Origin of the sequence: Pseudomonas sp. MSSRFD41 (assembly GCF_014230245.1) — a bacterium.
GTDB classification, from domain to species: domain Bacteria; phylum Pseudomonadota; class Gammaproteobacteria; order Pseudomonadales; family Pseudomonadaceae; genus Aquipseudomonas; species Aquipseudomonas piscis.
The window spans coordinates 692,003-706,306 of sequence record NZ_JACKZK010000001.1 but is presented as its reverse complement, the minus strand read 5'-3'; the positions used below and the strand labels follow the sequence as shown (position 1 = coordinate 706,306).

Sequence of the window (14,304 nt, the reverse complement as noted above, 5' to 3'; positions counted from 1 at the left end):
GTAACACCCGCGCAGGCCAAGGCCCACGGCATCTGTCATGAAGTGTAGAAGCCGGGTAGCCGGCAATCAGTCAGCGAGGGAAATCAGCCGAGGAAATGGCATGCATAAAGGAAGGCATGAAAAAGCCCGGCCCCCGAAAACGGGGGCCGGGCTTCAACGAAAAGACGATCAGGCGTAGGTGTCGATCAGTGTACCCAGGGCTTCATCCGAGGCCTTGGCGACCTTGACGCCCAGTTCGACCTGGAACTTGCCGGCGGACATTTCCACCACGCTGCTGGCCAGGTCCGACTCCTGGCTGCGGTCCACGCCACGCAGGCGATTGACCTGGAGCTCCGACGACTGGCTACTGGCGGAGCGCTCGACGGCCGTGCTGGCGATCTGGCCAGCGGCTTGATCGACCCGGTTCTGCCCGGCCTGAATCGCGTTCAGCCCGGCGTAGTAAGCGCTGTTCCCGGAAATTTCCATGGGATGACTCGACCTGGAAAATGAATGACGTTGCCAATTGAAGCAGACCCGTCAAGAAAACACCCGTCAAAAACACTAATGGCCATCTGCCCTGTCATAGGCAAAATCTAGTCCAGCAAGTCCAGTTGCAGGTGTTCGGCCACCGCCTCGGCCCCGGCCAGCCTGAGCCGGGGCACCCTGCCCAGGCACGGCGCGGGAAGGCGCTCGGCCAGGGTCGCCAGGTTCTCTTCCAGACGGGAGGTCTGCGGATCGACGATATTGGCCACCCAACCGGCCAGTTGCAGACCGTCCCGGGCAATGGCCTCGGCAGTCAGCAAGGCATGATTGATACACCCCAGCCGCACGCCCACCACCAGGATCACCGGCAACCCCAGGGCCATGGCCAGGTCCGAGAGGTTGTCCTGGCCCGCCAGGGGCACGCGCCAGCCACCCGCCCCTTCGATCAGGGTGAAATCCGCGCCCTTGGCCAGGACGTGGCGCATGGGCAGCAACAGCGACTGCACCGTCAGTGCCACGCCCGCCTCGCGTGCGGCCAGGTGCGGAGCGATGGCCGGCTCGAAGGCGATCGGGTTGATCTCTTCATAGCTCAGCGGCAACGACGCCTGCGCCTGCAAGGCCAAGGCATCGGCGTTGCGCAAGCCCTTGGCCGTCAGCTCGCAACCGGACGCCACCGGCTTGCCCGCCGCCGTGCTCAGCCCGGCCTGCCGCGCGGCATGCAGCAAGCCAGCGGCGATGGTGGTCTTGCCCACCTCGGTGTCGGTGCCGGTGATGAAATAGGCAGGACTCATCGTGGTTTCTCCAATACGCCATGGACTACTTGGTAAGTCGCCGGCAGCCCCTTGGCCTGGCGAAAGCCCTCGTAGGCGGCGATCAATCCGGCGATGCGCGCCCGTCCCGTCAAGCCACCAGGACGGCCAGGGTTGAGATTGTGCGCCCCCAAGGCCTTGAGTTCGTGGGTCAGGCTGCGCACATCCGGGTAATGCAGGACATGGGGCACACGCTCCAGGCTACGCACCCGCAAGCCACTGGCGTCGCACAACTGGCCATAACGCTCGAAAGCACGAAAGCGGTTGACGTGCACCTGCCCGTCCACCTGCCCCCAGCTGTCGCGCAGCTCTTGCAGGGTCCCCACGCACAGGCTGGCGAACGCCAGGACACCGCCGGGCTTGAGCACCCGCCGGGCCTCGCTGAGCACCGCGGCAAAATCGGCGCACCACTGCACCGCCAGGCTGGAGAAGATCAACTCGCAACTGGCCGCCTGCAATGGCAGGCGCTCGGCGTCCCCGGCAATGAAGTACTCGGCCCCACCCAGGGGCCGTGCGTGCTGGAGCATGCCTTCGGCGATATCCACGGCCAGGCCCTGGCTACCCGCGAACCGCTCCCCCAGCGCCCGGCTGAAATGCCCGGTGCCGCAGCCCAGGTCGAGCCAGCGCCCCGGGGTCCAGTCAGCAGGCAGGCGGCTCAACAACTGCTGGCCAACCGCCCGCTGCAACTCGGCCACGCTGTCGTAGCTGGCCGCCGCGCGGGAAAACGAAGCCGCCACCTGGCGCTTGTCAGGCAAGCCGGTGGCCAGCACAGGAATAGACAGATCAGTCATCACCGGACTCATGCAAGAACGCCTGGATCGCACCCGCCACTCCGTGGGGGTCCTCCAGAAGAAAACCGTGGCTGGCCTGTTCGATCAGGCCAACTTCCACATCCGGCAACAATGCCAGCAACTCGGCGGCCGTTTCAGCCGGTACCAGGCCATCGAGCCCGGCGAACAGGTGCAACTGCGGCCCACGAAAACCTTGCAAGGCCTCGCGGGTATCGAGCCGCGCCAACAATTCCAGGCCCGCCAGCAACACCTGTGGCTGGGACACCGGTGCGCCCCCCGACAATGCCCGGGACAAGCCGCGATGGTCGAGGGCGCCCTGGGCGCAGAGCAACGAGAAACGCTTGAGGGTGCCTTGCGGGTCGGCGGCACAGCCCGCCAGGAAGGCGGCGAAGGTGTCCTGGGCCATGGCGCTTGGCCACTGCGCATGGGCGACGAAGCAGGGATTGCTGGCCAGGGTCAGCAGCCCGCAGCACCGTTCACCACGACGGGCCGCCAGCGCCGAGGCCAGCATCCCGCCCAGGGACCAGCCACCCAGCCAGGCATCGTCCGGCAGCGCGTCGTCCAGTTCATCCAGCCAATCGTCCGGGTCGCTGGACATCAGTTCCGGCAACGGCTGGACCTCTACCCGCAGGTGCTGGTCCAGCCCCCGCAACGCTGCCGCCAGGGGCGCCAGGGGCGACACGCCCAGCCCCCAGCCGGGCAACAGGATCAGTCGATCACGCATGGCTCGGCTCCACTTGCAGTTCACCGTGACAATCGGCCAATGCGTCTAACAATAGCTGCACCTGGCTCTCGCTGTGGGCCGCAGACAGCGTCACCCGCAACCGTGCGCTGCCGGTCGGCACCGTCGGCGGGCGAATGGCGGTGACCAGGATCCCGCGCTCGCGCAATTTCTGCGACAGCGCCATGGCTCGCGCACTGTCGCCGACCAGGATCGGCTGGATCGGGGTGAAGCTGTCCATCAGCTCCAGGCCGATCTGCTCGGCGCCACGGCGGAACTGGCGGACCAGGCTCGCCAGGTGCTCGCGTCGCCAGTGCTCGCTGCGCAATAGCTCCAGGCTCTTCAAGGTGGCGCAGGCCAGCGCCGGTGGCTGGCTGGTGGTGTAGATATAGGGCCTTGCGAACTGGATCAGGCTCTCGATCAACTCCTCGCTGCCGGCGACGAAGGCCCCAGCGGTTCCGAAGGCCTTGCCCAGGGTGCCCACCAGCACCGGCACCTCATCCAGGCCCAGGCCGAAATGCTCCACCAAGCCTGCGCCATTGGCACCCAGGGGACCGAAGCCGTGGGCGTCGTCGACCATCAGCCAGGCGCCTCGGGCCTGGGTTTCACGGGCCAGGGCCGGCAAGTCGGCCACATCGCCATCCATGCTGAATACGCCGTCGGTGACCACCAGGGTATTGCCGGTAGCCTTTTCCAGGCGCTTGGCCAGGCTGGCCGCATCGTTGTGCAGGTAGCGGTTGAAGCGCGCGCCACTGAGCAGGCCGGCATCCAGCAGCGAAGCATGGTTGAGACGGTCTTCCAGCACCGTATCGCCCTGCCCCACCAGGGCCGTGACCGCCCCGAGGTTGGCCATGTAGCCGGTGCTGAACAACAACGCCCGGGGCCTTCCAGTGAGTTCGGCCAGGGCCTCTTCCAAAGCATGGTGCGGACCGCTATGGCCCACCACCAGGTGCGAGGCGCCACCGCCCACGCCCCAGCGACTGGCACCGGCCCGCCAGGCTTCGATCACCTGTGGATGATTGGCCAGGCCCAGGTAGTCGTTGTTGCAGAACGCCAGCAATGGCTGGCCGTCGACCACCACTTCCGGCCCCTGGGGGCTGTCGAGCAAGGGGCGCTGGCGATACAGATGCTCGGCACGGCGGGCCGCGAGGCGCGCGGAAAGATCAAAAGACATGTGGCCTCGATGATCGGGAAAGAATCCAGCACCGCAGGCAACCGGGCGCCGAAGTCCCTGTGGGATCCTCAGCGGCCCTGGAGTCGCCCGCGGCGGCGGGGATGACGTCAGCCTGGGGTCAGACGGCGGCGTTGTAGAACTGCTCGCTGCTCTTTTGCTCCACCAGGGCCTGCTCGATGGCCGCCTGGTGCACTTCGTCGGCGTGCTCTTCACGCGCTTCGGGCTGGATCCCCAGGCGGGCGAACAGCTGCATGTCCTTGTCGGCCTGCGGATTGGCGGTGGTCAGCAGTTTTTCGCCGTAGAAGATCGAGTTGGCGCCGGCGAAGAACGCCAGGGCCTGCATCTGCTCGTTCATCGCCTCACGACCGGCGGACAACCGCACATGGGACTGGGGCATGAGGATCCGCGCCACGGCCAGCATGCGAATGAAGTCGAACGGGTCCACCTCTTCGGCATTCTCCAGCGGCGTACCGGCCACCTTCACCAGCATGTTGATCGGCACCGACTCCGGGTGCTCCGGCAGGTTGGCCAGCTGGATCAGCAGGCCGGCACGATCGTCCAGGGACTCGCCCATGCCCAGGATGCCGCCGGAGCAGATCTTCATCCCGGCATCGCGCACATAGGCCAGGGTCTGCAGGCGCTCGCTGTAGGTGCGGGTGGTGATGATGTTGCCGTAGAACTCCGGCGAGGTATCGAGGTTGTGGTTGTAATAGTCCAGGCCGGCCTGGGCCAGGGCCTCGGTCTGCTCCTGGTCGAGGCGGCCCAGGGTCATGCAGGTCTCCAGGCCCATGGCCTTGACCCCTTTGACCATCTCCAGCACGTAGGGCATGTCCTTGGCGGACGGGTGCTTCCAGGCCGCGCCCATGCAAAAGCGCGTGGAGCCGATGGCCTTGGCCCGGGCGGCCTCTTCCAGGACCTTCTGCACTTCCAGGAGCTTTTCCTTTTCCAGGCCGGTGTTGTAGTGACCGGACTGCGGACAATATTTGCAATCTTCCGGGCAGGCGCCGGTCTTGATCGACAGCAAGGTGGAAACCTGGACCCGATTGGCGTCGAAATGCGCGCGATGCACCGTCTGCGCCTGGAACAACAGGTCGTTGAACGGCTGGGTAAACAGGGCTTTGACTTCAGCCAAAGTCCAGTCATGACGCAGGGTGGCGGTGGTGCTGGCGCTCATGGGCGGTTCCTTGATTATGCTTGGCAGGCGGTGCGGGACAGGGAAAGTCCACAGCCGCAACACGGATGTTCGGCATATTTAAGGAAGCCGCCATGAGCTGTCAACCAGAACGAAAAACACAGGTTTACATCTGGCTAAAAAACAAACAAACCTGTTTGCTCTGCGACGAACCCAGCGATTCGTCCCAGGGGCTGTGCGCGCCTTGCCTGGACGAACTGCCCTGGCTCGGCAACCAATGCCCCATTTGCGCCCTGCCGCTGCCGGCTGCCGCCCCGGCTTGCGGTCAATGCCTGCAACGGCCGCCGGCATTCGCACGGGTCATAGCACCCTGGCGCTACGAGTTCCCGGTGGACAGCCTGATCAGCCGTTTCAAGCACCATCAGAAGTGGCCTTTTGGTCGGCTGATGGCTGAACTTCTCCTGCAGTTCCTGCTTTATCGCTTCGATGAAGACCTACCCGGCCCGGACGCCCTGGTGCCGGTGCCTTTATCCCGTCGGCGCCTGCGCCAGCGGGGTTTCAACCAGGCCGGGATGCTCGCCCACTGGCTTGGACACCACCTGAAGCTGCCGGTGGAAACACAGTGGCTGCTGCGCACCCTGGATACTCCCGCGCAACAAGGGCTGGATGCCCGGGCCCGGCAACGCAACCTGCGCGGCGCCTTCAGCCTGGCACCCAATGCCCGGATCGCCGGCCGCCACTTGGCGCTGGTGGACGACGTGCTGACCACAGGTGCCACCGCCCAAGCCCTGGCCCGGTTGCTGCTCGATGCCGGAGCCCGGCGGGTGGATGTCTACTGCCTGGCCCGCACTCCCAGGCCCGAGGCCTGACTTGACTCTCGCGGCTCAAGCCGCAAACTTCCCGTCCATCCTCCCGTGCTCGAAGCGCTCCCGCCATGTCCCTGCCCACCTTGTTGACCCAGCACATCGTCCGCCGCCCCCAACGCATCGCGCTGCTGCAACACATCGCCGAACAGGGTTCCATCACCCGTGCGGCGAAAAGCGCCGGGCTGAGCTACAAGGCGGCCTGGGACGCCATCGACGAGCTGAACAACCTGGCCCAGAACCCATTGGTGGAACGCAGCGTCGGCGGCAAGGGCGGCGGCGGCGCCAGGCTGTCCGCCGAGGGCGAGCGGGTCTTGCGTCTCTACCAGCGCCTGCAGGAGTTGCAGGCCCAGGTGCTGGCGGCCGCCGAGGAAGCCAGCGATCTCGACTTGCTGGGACGCCTGATGCTGCGCACCAGCGCACGCAACCAATTGCACGGCAAGGTCCACGGGATCGAACCCCAGGGCTGCAACGACCTGGTCAGCCTGGAACTGCCCGAAGGGGTGCGGCTCACGGCCCGGATCACCCACGACAGCACCCAGCGCCTGGAGCTGGCCCCCGGCACCCAGGTGGTGGCGTTGATCAAGGCGGGCTGGCTGGATGTGCAGGCCGTCGGGGCCCCGGTAACAACTGGACACAATTACCTGAGCGGCATCATCGAGCGAATCCTCGATGCCGAGGATGGCCCCTGCGAAGTCCGCATCGTCCTGCCCAATGGCCAGGTCCTCTGCGCCCTGGCCGAACCGCTGCTGTTGAAAACCCTGGACCTGGCGCAGGAGCGGCCGATCCAGGTGCAGTTCTCGCCGTCCCACGTGCTGCTGGGCACCCCGCTCTGACCCTGGCCCCCAGCTCCCGTACGCCCTGATCCAGGGGCTCGGCACTGCAACGAATTCGTCATCGGTGCTCATTAAGGTGGCTGCAAAAACCCGCAGGGAGCCTGATATGAGCCTGTTAGAAGAAGACCAACCCACCGACCTGGAACAGATCGTCGGCCTCAGCCGCCGCGGCTTCATCGGTGCCGGCGCCCTGTGCGGCGCGGCCCTGTTCCTGGGCGGCAACCTGCTGAGCCGCAGCGCCCTGGCCGCAGGAGTCAGCGCCGGCAACGGCCAGCTGCTGGGCTTTGCCAGCATCCCCAGCGCCACTAGCGACACCATCACCCTGCCACCGGGCTACACGTCCTCGGTGCTGATCAGCTGGGGCCAGCCGCTGCACAAGAACGGCCCGGCCTTCGACCCCAGCGGCAACGGCACCGCCCTGGCCCAGGAAGCGCAATTTGGCGACAACAACGACGGCATGAGCCTGTTCGCCTTCCCGGATGACCGGCATCGGGCGCTGATGGCGATCAACAACGAGTACACCAACTATCGCTACCTCTATCCCCACGGCGGCCTGCCGCAGTCGGCCGAGGACGTGCGCAAGGCCCAGGCCAGCGAAGGCGTGTCGGTGATCGAGGTGCAACGCAAGAACGGCCAGTGGCAGTTCGTCCAGGGCTCGCGCTACAACCGGCGCATCCACGGCAACACGCCGATCCGCCTCAGCGGCCCGGCCGCCGGCCACGCGCTGCTCAAGACCAGCGCCGACCCCAAGGGCAAGAAAGTCCTCGGCACCTTCCAGAACTGCGCCAACGGCAAGACCCCGTGGGGCACCTACCTGACCTGCGAAGAGAACTTCACCGACTGCTTCGGCAGCAGCAACGCCGAGCACAAGTTCGACGCCGCCCAGAAGCGCTACGGCGCCTCGGTGGCCAGCCGCGACATCAACTGGCACCAGCACGACCCGCGCTTCGACCTGGCCAAGAACCCCAACGAACTCAACCGCCACGGCTGGGTGGTGGAGATCGACCCTTTCGATCCGCAATCGACCCCGATCAAGCGCACCGCCCTGGGCCGCTTCAAGCATGAGAACGCCGCCCTGGCGCAAACCCGCGATGGCCGCGCAGTGGTCTACATGGGCGACGACGAACGCGGTGAGTTCATCTACAAGTTCATCAGCCGCGACCGCATCAACCACCGTAACCCCAAGGCCAACCGTGACCTGCTGGACCACGGCACGCTGTATGTGGCGCGTTTCGACGCCGGTGACGGCAACCCGGACCGGCCCAAGGGCCAGGGCCAGTGGATCGAGCTGACCCACGGCAAGAACGGCATCGACGCCAGCAGCGGCTTCGCCGACCAGGCCCAGGTGCTGATCCACGCCCGCCTGGCCGCCAGCGTGGTCCAGGCCACGCGCATGGACCGTCCGGAATGGATCGTGGTCAGCCCCAAGGATGGCCAGGTGTATTGCACCCTGACCAACAACTCCAAGCGCGGTGAGGACGGCATGCCGGTGGGCGGTCCCAACCCCCGGGAGAAAAACGTCTACGGGCAGATCCTGCGCTGGCGCACCGGTGGCGACGACCATGGCTCGCTGGACTTTTCCTGGGACCTGTTCGTGGTCGCCGGCAACCCTGGCGTGCACGCCGGCAAGCCCAAGGGCGGCTCCGCCAACATCACCCCGCAAAACATGTTCAACAGCCCCGATGGCCTGGGCTTCGACAAGGCCGGGCGCCTGTGGATCCTCACCGACGGTGACTACAGCAACAGCGGCGACTTCGCCGGCATGGGCAACAACCAGATGCTCTGCGCCGATCCCGACAGCGGCGAGATCCGCCGCTTCATGGTCGGGCCGGTGGGCTGCGAAGTCACCGGGATCGCCTTTGCTCCGGACTACAAAACGCTGTTCGTGGGCATCCAGCACCCGGGGGAAAACGGCGGCTCGACCTTCCCCGAGCACTTGCCCAACGGTAAGCCGCGCTCCTCGGTGATGGCCATTACCCGGGAGGACGGCGGCATCATCGGCGCCTGATCCACCCCCGTGCCGAACCCGCGCCTGCCCCTGGCCAAGGCAGGCGCCACAGCGCCCTCCACCGGCCTGCCCGTCTGCGTTACCATGCTGGGCCGGACGCGGCAGCCTGCTGCGCGCAGGAGTAAGCATGTCGCACCCGTTTGATACCCTCACCCCCGACCTGGTCCTGGACGCCGTGGAAAGCATCGGCTTTCTCAGCGACGCCCGGGTCCTGGCCCTCAACAGCTACGAGAACCGCGTCTACCAGGTCGGCATCGACCAGGCCGAGCCGCTGGTGGCCAAGTTCTACCGGCCCCAACGCTGGAGCGACGAGGCGATCCTCGAAGAACACAGCTTCACCTTCGAGCTGGCCGAATGCGAAGTGCCGGTGGTGGCGCCGATCGTCCACGAAGGCCGCAGCCTGTTCGAGCATGCGGGGTTTCGTTTCGCCCTGTTCCCACGGCGGGGTGGCCGCGCCCCGGAACCGGGTAACCTCGACCAGCTCTATCGCCTCGGGCAACTGTTGGGCCGCCTGCATGCCGTCGGCGCCAGCCGGCCGTTCAGCCAGCGCGAGGCCCTGGGGGTGCAGAACTTCGGCCACGACTCCCTGGCGACCCTGCTCCAGGGCAACTTCATTCCCAAGAGCCTGCTGCCGGCCTACGAGTCCGTCGCCCGTGACTTGCTCAAGCGTGTGGAAACCCTCTACCAGGCCAACCCACACCAGAACATCCGCCTGCATGGCGACTGCCATCCGGGCAACCTGATGTGCCGCGACGAGGTGTTCCATATCGTCGACCTCGACGACTGTCGCATGGGCCCTGCGGTGCAGGACCTGTGGATGATGCTCGCGGGCGACCGCCAGGAACGCCTCGGCCAATTATCCGAACTCATGGACGGCTACAGCGAATTCCATGACTTCAATCCACGGGAACTGGCGCTGGTCGAACCGCTGCGGGCCCTGCGCCTGATGCACTACAGCGCCTGGCTGGCGCGGCGCTGGGACGACCCGGCGTTCCCTCGCAGCTTCTCCTGGTTCGGCAGCGAACGTTACTGGGGCGACCAGGTGCTGGCCTTGCGCGAACAACTGGCGGCGCTCGACGAGGAACCGCTGCGGCTGTTCTGAAGGACGCGATGGCCACGGCACGGGCGCGGGAAAAGTCAGGACAGGTCTAGACATTTGTCCTTACAATCGCGCCTTTGTTAGTTGCCTAAGCAAGGATTCTCCATGCAAGCCGCCAACCTGCGTCGCGGGTACATACTGGGCCTGACCGCCTACATCATCTGGGGCCTGTTTCCGCTCTATTTCAAAGCCATCGCCAGCGTGCCCGCCGTGGAAATCATCGTCCACCGGGTGCTCTGGTCAGCGCTGTTCGGCGGCCTGCTGCTGATGGTCTGGAAGCATCCCGGCTGGTGGCGCGAACTGCGGGACAATCCCCGGCGCCTGGCGATCCTGGCCCTGAGCGGCACCCTGATCGCCGCCAACTGGCTGACCTACGTCTGGTCGGTGAACAACGGGCGCATGGTCGAAGCTAGCCTCGGCTACTACATCAACCCCTTGATCAACGTGCTGCTGGGCATGTTGATCCTCGGTGAGCGCCTGCGCCGCCTGCAATGGCTGGCGGTGTTGCTGGCGGCGGTCGGGGTGGCGCAGCAGGTATGGCAGTTGGGCAGCCTGCCCTGGGTCTCGCTGGCCCTGGCGCTGAGCTTCGGTTTCTACGGCCTGATTCGCAAACAGGCGCCGGTCAAGGCCCTGCCCGGACTGGTGGTGGAGACCTGGATGCTGGTGCCCATCGCCCTGGCCTGGCTGCTGTTGCACCCCGATGCCAGCAGCGCCCATGCCGCGTTCTGGGCCAGCTCCCAGGCCTGGTGGCTGGTGGCGGCCGGCCCGGTGACCCTGATCCCGCTGGTGTGCTTCAACGCCGCGGCCCGGAACCTGCCCTACACCACCCTGGGTTTCCTGCAGTACCTGGCCCCGACCCTGGTGCTGCTGCAGGCGGTACTGCTGTTCGGCGAGCAACTGTCCCCCAGCACCCTGGTAGCCTTCATGTTCATCTGGGCGGGTCTGGCGGTGTACAGCGTCGATGCCTGGCTGAGCCTGCGCGGACGCAGCTGATCAATAAATAATCAATCATCTGCAGGCCACGTCCCCTGTGGCCTGCGGCGGTTCTTCCCAAGCTTATCCACAGGCTGGTCCCCGCCGTTTGTGCACAAGCCCTTGAAATTGCCGGTTTTTTGATCAATTCACGCAAAGCCGCGACGCCACTGGGCCAGCGCCCCCTCTCTACAGGTTATCCACAGGCGCATGCACGTTTTATCGGGATAACCCGGCTCACTGTCGTCAGCTTTCGCTACGCAGCACCAGCTCCACCATCAGGTCGTCGGCCAGGCTCTCCAGGCGCGCCTGCAGGACTTCCAGCGACAGGGTCAGGGGCACCGCCAGGATGGCCTCGGCGTGGAACAGCGGCTCGCTGCTCATGGGCGCCGGCCGCACCTCGGTCACCAACCGCTCCAGGTTGACCCCCTGCTCCGCCAGCAGGCGGGTGATATCCCGGACAATCCCCGGGCGGTCGTTGCCCACCAACTCCATGGCGATGGGTTTCCAGGTGCATGATTGCTCGATGCCGCTTTCGGCGATCAGCACGCGGATGCCTTGGGCCGAGAGCCCCTGCAAGGCGTCCACCAGCTCATCGTAGGCTTCGGCCGGCACCGCCACCCGGAGGATTCCGGCGAATTGCCCGGCCATCCTCGACAGACGGCTTTCCAGCCAGTTGCCACCGTGGGCGGCGATGCACTGGGCAATGCGTTCGACCTGGCCGGCCTTGTCCGCAGCGAATACCGTGAGAACCAGATGGTCCATGGCGCAGCCCTCTTTTTGGGGGTGGAAGAGCAATTATAGGCAGGCTTGCAGGCCGCACCCGGCGCCTCCGGTCGAGGCCCGAAAAAGGGGCCGGTAGACTAGGAGTACAAATCGTGTACAACTTTTTGTATTTATGTGGAACAATCCTTCGGTTTTTTGCGAACACCCAGCTTTCCAGCGTGACCGCATTGCACTGGCGAGTCGCGAAACGACGTATTTAGTCTAATTTTCACAACCGCAATTCATCATGTAGTATGCCGCAGCGCGCACTACATAATGTTGGAACGATGTCTGCCAAGGCTTGATCACAACCCCCGCGATCCCCGTCAGCAAGGCTCCGCCGTTGATTGGAAGCACCCAGCCGCCAGCGATGGCATGTACTGGTGAACAGGGTTGTGTTTTAAATGGCCGCCGGCTTCATTGTTAATTTGAAGAGCTGAAAAGCGAAATAGCTGAGCAGAGTGAGGCAAGCAATGACTGAACACGTTCAAGTCGGTGGCCTGCAGGTCGCCAGAGTCCTGTTCGACTTCGTGAACAACGAAGCCATTCCCGGTACCGGCCTCACCGCCGACGCATTCTGGGCAGGTGCCGACAAGGTCATCCACGACCTGGCGCCCAAGAACAAAGCCCTACTCGCCAAACGCGATGATTTCCAGGCACGGATCGATGCCTGGCACCAGTCCCGTGCCGGCCAGGCCCATGACGCCGTAGCCTACAAAGCCTTCCTGCAAGACATCGGCTACCTGCTGCCGGAAGCGGCGGACTTCCAGGCCACCACCCAGAACGTCGATGAAGAAACCGCCCGCATGGCCGGCCCGCAGCTGGTGGTGCCGGTGATGAACGCCCGCTTCGCCCTCAACGCCTCCAACGCCCGCTGGGGCTCGCTGTACGACGCGCTGTACGGCACCGACGCCATCAGCGAAGCCGATGGCGCGCAAAAGGGCAAAGGCTACAACAAGGTCCGCGGCGACAAGGTCATCGCCTTCGCCCGCGCCTTCCTCGACGAATCCGCGCCCCTGGCCGCCGGCTCCCACGTCGACTCGGTGAACTACAAGATCGCCGGTGGCAAGCTGGTGGTGACCCTCAAGGACGGCAGCAACAGCGGCCTGCGCGACGACGCCCAGCTGGTCGGCTACCAGGGCGACGCCGCGGCCCCGACCGCGATCCTGCTCAAGCACAACGGCCTGCACTTCGAGATCCAGATCGACGCCGCAAGCCCCGTCGGCCAGACCGACGCCGCCGGAGTCAAGGACCTGCTGATGGAAGCGGCCCTGACCACCATCATGGACTGCGAAGATTCGGTCGCCGCGGTGGATGCCGACGACAAGGTAGTGATCTACCGCAACTGGCTGGGCCTGATGAAAGGCGACCTGGCCGAGGAAGTGGCCAAGGGCGGCAATACCTTCACCCGCACCATGAACGCCGACCGCGAATACACCGGCGTCGACGGTTCGTCGCTGAAGCTGCATGGCCGCTCGCTGCTGTTCGTGCGTAACGTCGGCCACCTGATGACCATCGACGCGATCCTCGACCAGCACGGCAACGAAGTGCCGGAGGGCATCCTCGACGGCCTGGTCACCAGCCTGGCGGCGATCCACAACCTCAACGGCAACACCTCGCGCAAGAACAGCCGCACCGGCTCGGTGTACATCGTCAAGCCGAAGATGCACGGCCCCGAAGAAGCCGCCTTCACCAATGAACTGTTCGGCCGCATCGAAGACGTCCTGGCCCTGCCGCGCAATACCCTGAAGGTCGGGATCATGGACGAGGAGCGCCGTACCACGGTCAACCTCAAGGCCTGCATCAAGGCGGCCAGCGAGCGCGTGGTGTTCATCAACACCGGCTTCCTCGACCGTACCGGCGACGAGATCCACACCTCCATGGAAGCCGGCGCCATGGTGCGCAAGGCCGACATGAAGGCCGAAAAGTGGATCGGCGCCTACGAGAACTGGAACGTCGACATCGGCCTGTCCACCGGCCTGCAAGGCCGTGCACAGATCGGCAAGGGCATGTGGGCCATGCCCGACCTGATGGCCGCCATGCTCGAACAGAAGATCGCCCACCCGCTGGCCGGCGCCAACACCGCCTGGGTGCCATCGCCGACCGCCGCCGCGCTGCACGCGCTGCACTACCACAAGGTCGACGTGTTCGCCCGCCAGGCCGAGCTGGCCAAGCGCGCCCGCGCTTCGGTGGACGACATCCTGAGCATTCCCCTGGCTCCCGACACCAACTGGACCGCGGAACAGATCAAGAACGAACTGGACAACAACGCCCAGGGCATCCTTGGTTACGTGGTGCGCTGGATCGACCAGGGAGTGGGCTGCTCCAAGGTGCCGGACATCAACGATGTCGGCCTGATGGAAGACCGCGCCACCCTGCGCATCTCCAGCCAGCACATCGCCAACTGGCTGCGCCACGGCGTGGTGACCCGCGAACAGGTGATCGAAAGCCTCAAGCGCATGGCCCCGGTGGTCGACCGGCAGAACGCCGCCGATCCGCTGTACCGTCCACTGGCACCGAACTTCGACAGCAACATCGCCTTCCAGGCCGCCCTGGAACTGGTGATCGAAGGCACCAAGCAGCCAAACGGCTATACCGAGCCGGTCCTGCATCGTCGCCGTCGTGAGTTCAAGGCCAAGAACGGCCTGTAACAACGCAGCGCCAGCGGTAAA

The 14,304-nt window shown here is 65.4% G+C and carries 13 protein-coding genes; 6 read left to right on the top strand and 7 right to left on the bottom strand.

What is annotated here, in order from left to right:
- Window positions 1-168: 168 nt before the first annotated feature.
- The 6 genes from H7A76_RS03335 to bioB all read right to left on the bottom strand — a co-directional run bounded on the left by H7A76_RS03335 (window position 169) and on the right by bioB (window position 5,131).
- Window positions 169-465, bottom strand: a complete 297-nt coding sequence (locus H7A76_RS03335) for a pyrroloquinoline quinone biosynthesis protein PqqE (protein WP_185697193.1) — start codon at window positions 463-465, stop codon at window positions 169-171.
- Window positions 466-572: 107 nt separating this feature from the next.
- A complete protein-coding gene (gene bioD / locus H7A76_RS03330; protein WP_185697192.1) occupies window positions 573-1,253 on the bottom strand; it encodes a dethiobiotin synthase in 681 nt (226 codons plus the stop codon).
- Window positions 1,250-2,062 carry a malonyl-ACP O-methyltransferase BioC gene (gene bioC, locus H7A76_RS03325; RefSeq protein ID WP_185697191.1) on the bottom strand — a complete coding sequence of 271 codons (813 nt, stop codon included), beginning with the start codon at window positions 2,060-2,062 and terminating at the stop codon, window positions 1,250-1,252. The genes bioD and bioC overlap by 4 nt, the downstream gene beginning before the upstream one ends.
- The gene (locus H7A76_RS03320) at window positions 2,055-2,786 is read right to left on the bottom strand and encodes an alpha/beta fold hydrolase (RefSeq protein ID WP_185697190.1); all 732 of its coding nucleotides are present in this window, start codon (window positions 2,784-2,786) and stop codon (window positions 2,055-2,057) included. The genes bioC and H7A76_RS03320 overlap by 8 nt, the downstream gene beginning before the upstream one ends.
- On the bottom strand, window positions 2,779-3,957 hold the full coding sequence (gene bioF / locus H7A76_RS03315) for an 8-amino-7-oxononanoate synthase (protein WP_185697189.1): 1,179 nt from the start codon (window positions 3,955-3,957) through the stop codon (window positions 2,779-2,781). Before bioF ends, H7A76_RS03320 begins: the two co-directional genes overlap by 8 nt.
- A gap of 118 nt (window positions 3,958-4,075) precedes the next feature.
- A complete protein-coding gene (bioB, locus tag H7A76_RS03310; RefSeq protein ID WP_185697188.1) occupies window positions 4,076-5,131 on the bottom strand; it encodes a biotin synthase BioB in 1,056 nt (351 codons plus the stop codon).
- Window positions 5,132-5,223: 92 nt separating this feature from the next.
- Here bioB and H7A76_RS03305 point away from each other — a divergent pair, with 92 nt between their 5' ends.
- From H7A76_RS03305 to rarD, 5 genes are all read left to right on the top strand, one after another.
- Complete coding sequence (locus tag H7A76_RS03305; RefSeq protein ID WP_185697187.1) at window positions 5,224-5,958, top strand: ComF family protein; 735 nt, start codon at window positions 5,224-5,226, stop codon at window positions 5,956-5,958.
- Between the two features lie 65 nt (window positions 5,959-6,023).
- On the top strand, window positions 6,024-6,788 hold the full coding sequence (locus H7A76_RS03300; RefSeq protein WP_185697186.1) for a TOBE domain-containing protein: 765 nt from the start codon (window positions 6,024-6,026) through the stop codon (window positions 6,786-6,788).
- Window positions 6,789-6,894: 106 nt separating this feature from the next.
- On the top strand, window positions 6,895-8,796 hold the full coding sequence (locus H7A76_RS03295) for a PhoX family phosphatase (RefSeq protein WP_185697185.1): 1,902 nt from the start codon (window positions 6,895-6,897) through the stop codon (window positions 8,794-8,796).
- 127 nt (window positions 8,797-8,923) lie between these two features.
- Complete coding sequence (locus H7A76_RS03290; protein ID WP_185697184.1) at window positions 8,924-9,898, top strand: serine/threonine protein kinase; 975 nt, start codon at window positions 8,924-8,926, stop codon at window positions 9,896-9,898.
- Window positions 9,899-10,000: 102 nt separating this feature from the next.
- A complete protein-coding gene (gene rarD, locus H7A76_RS03285) occupies window positions 10,001-10,888 on the top strand; it encodes an EamA family transporter RarD (protein WP_185697183.1) in 888 nt (295 codons plus the stop codon).
- Between the two features lie 225 nt (window positions 10,889-11,113).
- On the opposite strand, the gene H7A76_RS03280 is transcribed toward rarD, so the two are convergent.
- Window positions 11,114-11,632, bottom strand: coding sequence for a glycine cleavage system protein R (locus tag H7A76_RS03280; RefSeq protein ID WP_185697182.1), 519 nt, complete (start codon window positions 11,630-11,632; stop codon window positions 11,114-11,116).
- Window positions 11,633-12,105: 473 nt separating this feature from the next.
- Between H7A76_RS03280 and H7A76_RS03275 the strand changes: the two genes are divergently transcribed.
- Window positions 12,106-14,283, top strand: a complete 2,178-nt coding sequence (locus H7A76_RS03275; protein WP_185697181.1) for a malate synthase G — start codon at window positions 12,106-12,108, stop codon at window positions 14,281-14,283.
- Window positions 14,284-14,304 lie beyond the last annotated feature (21 nt).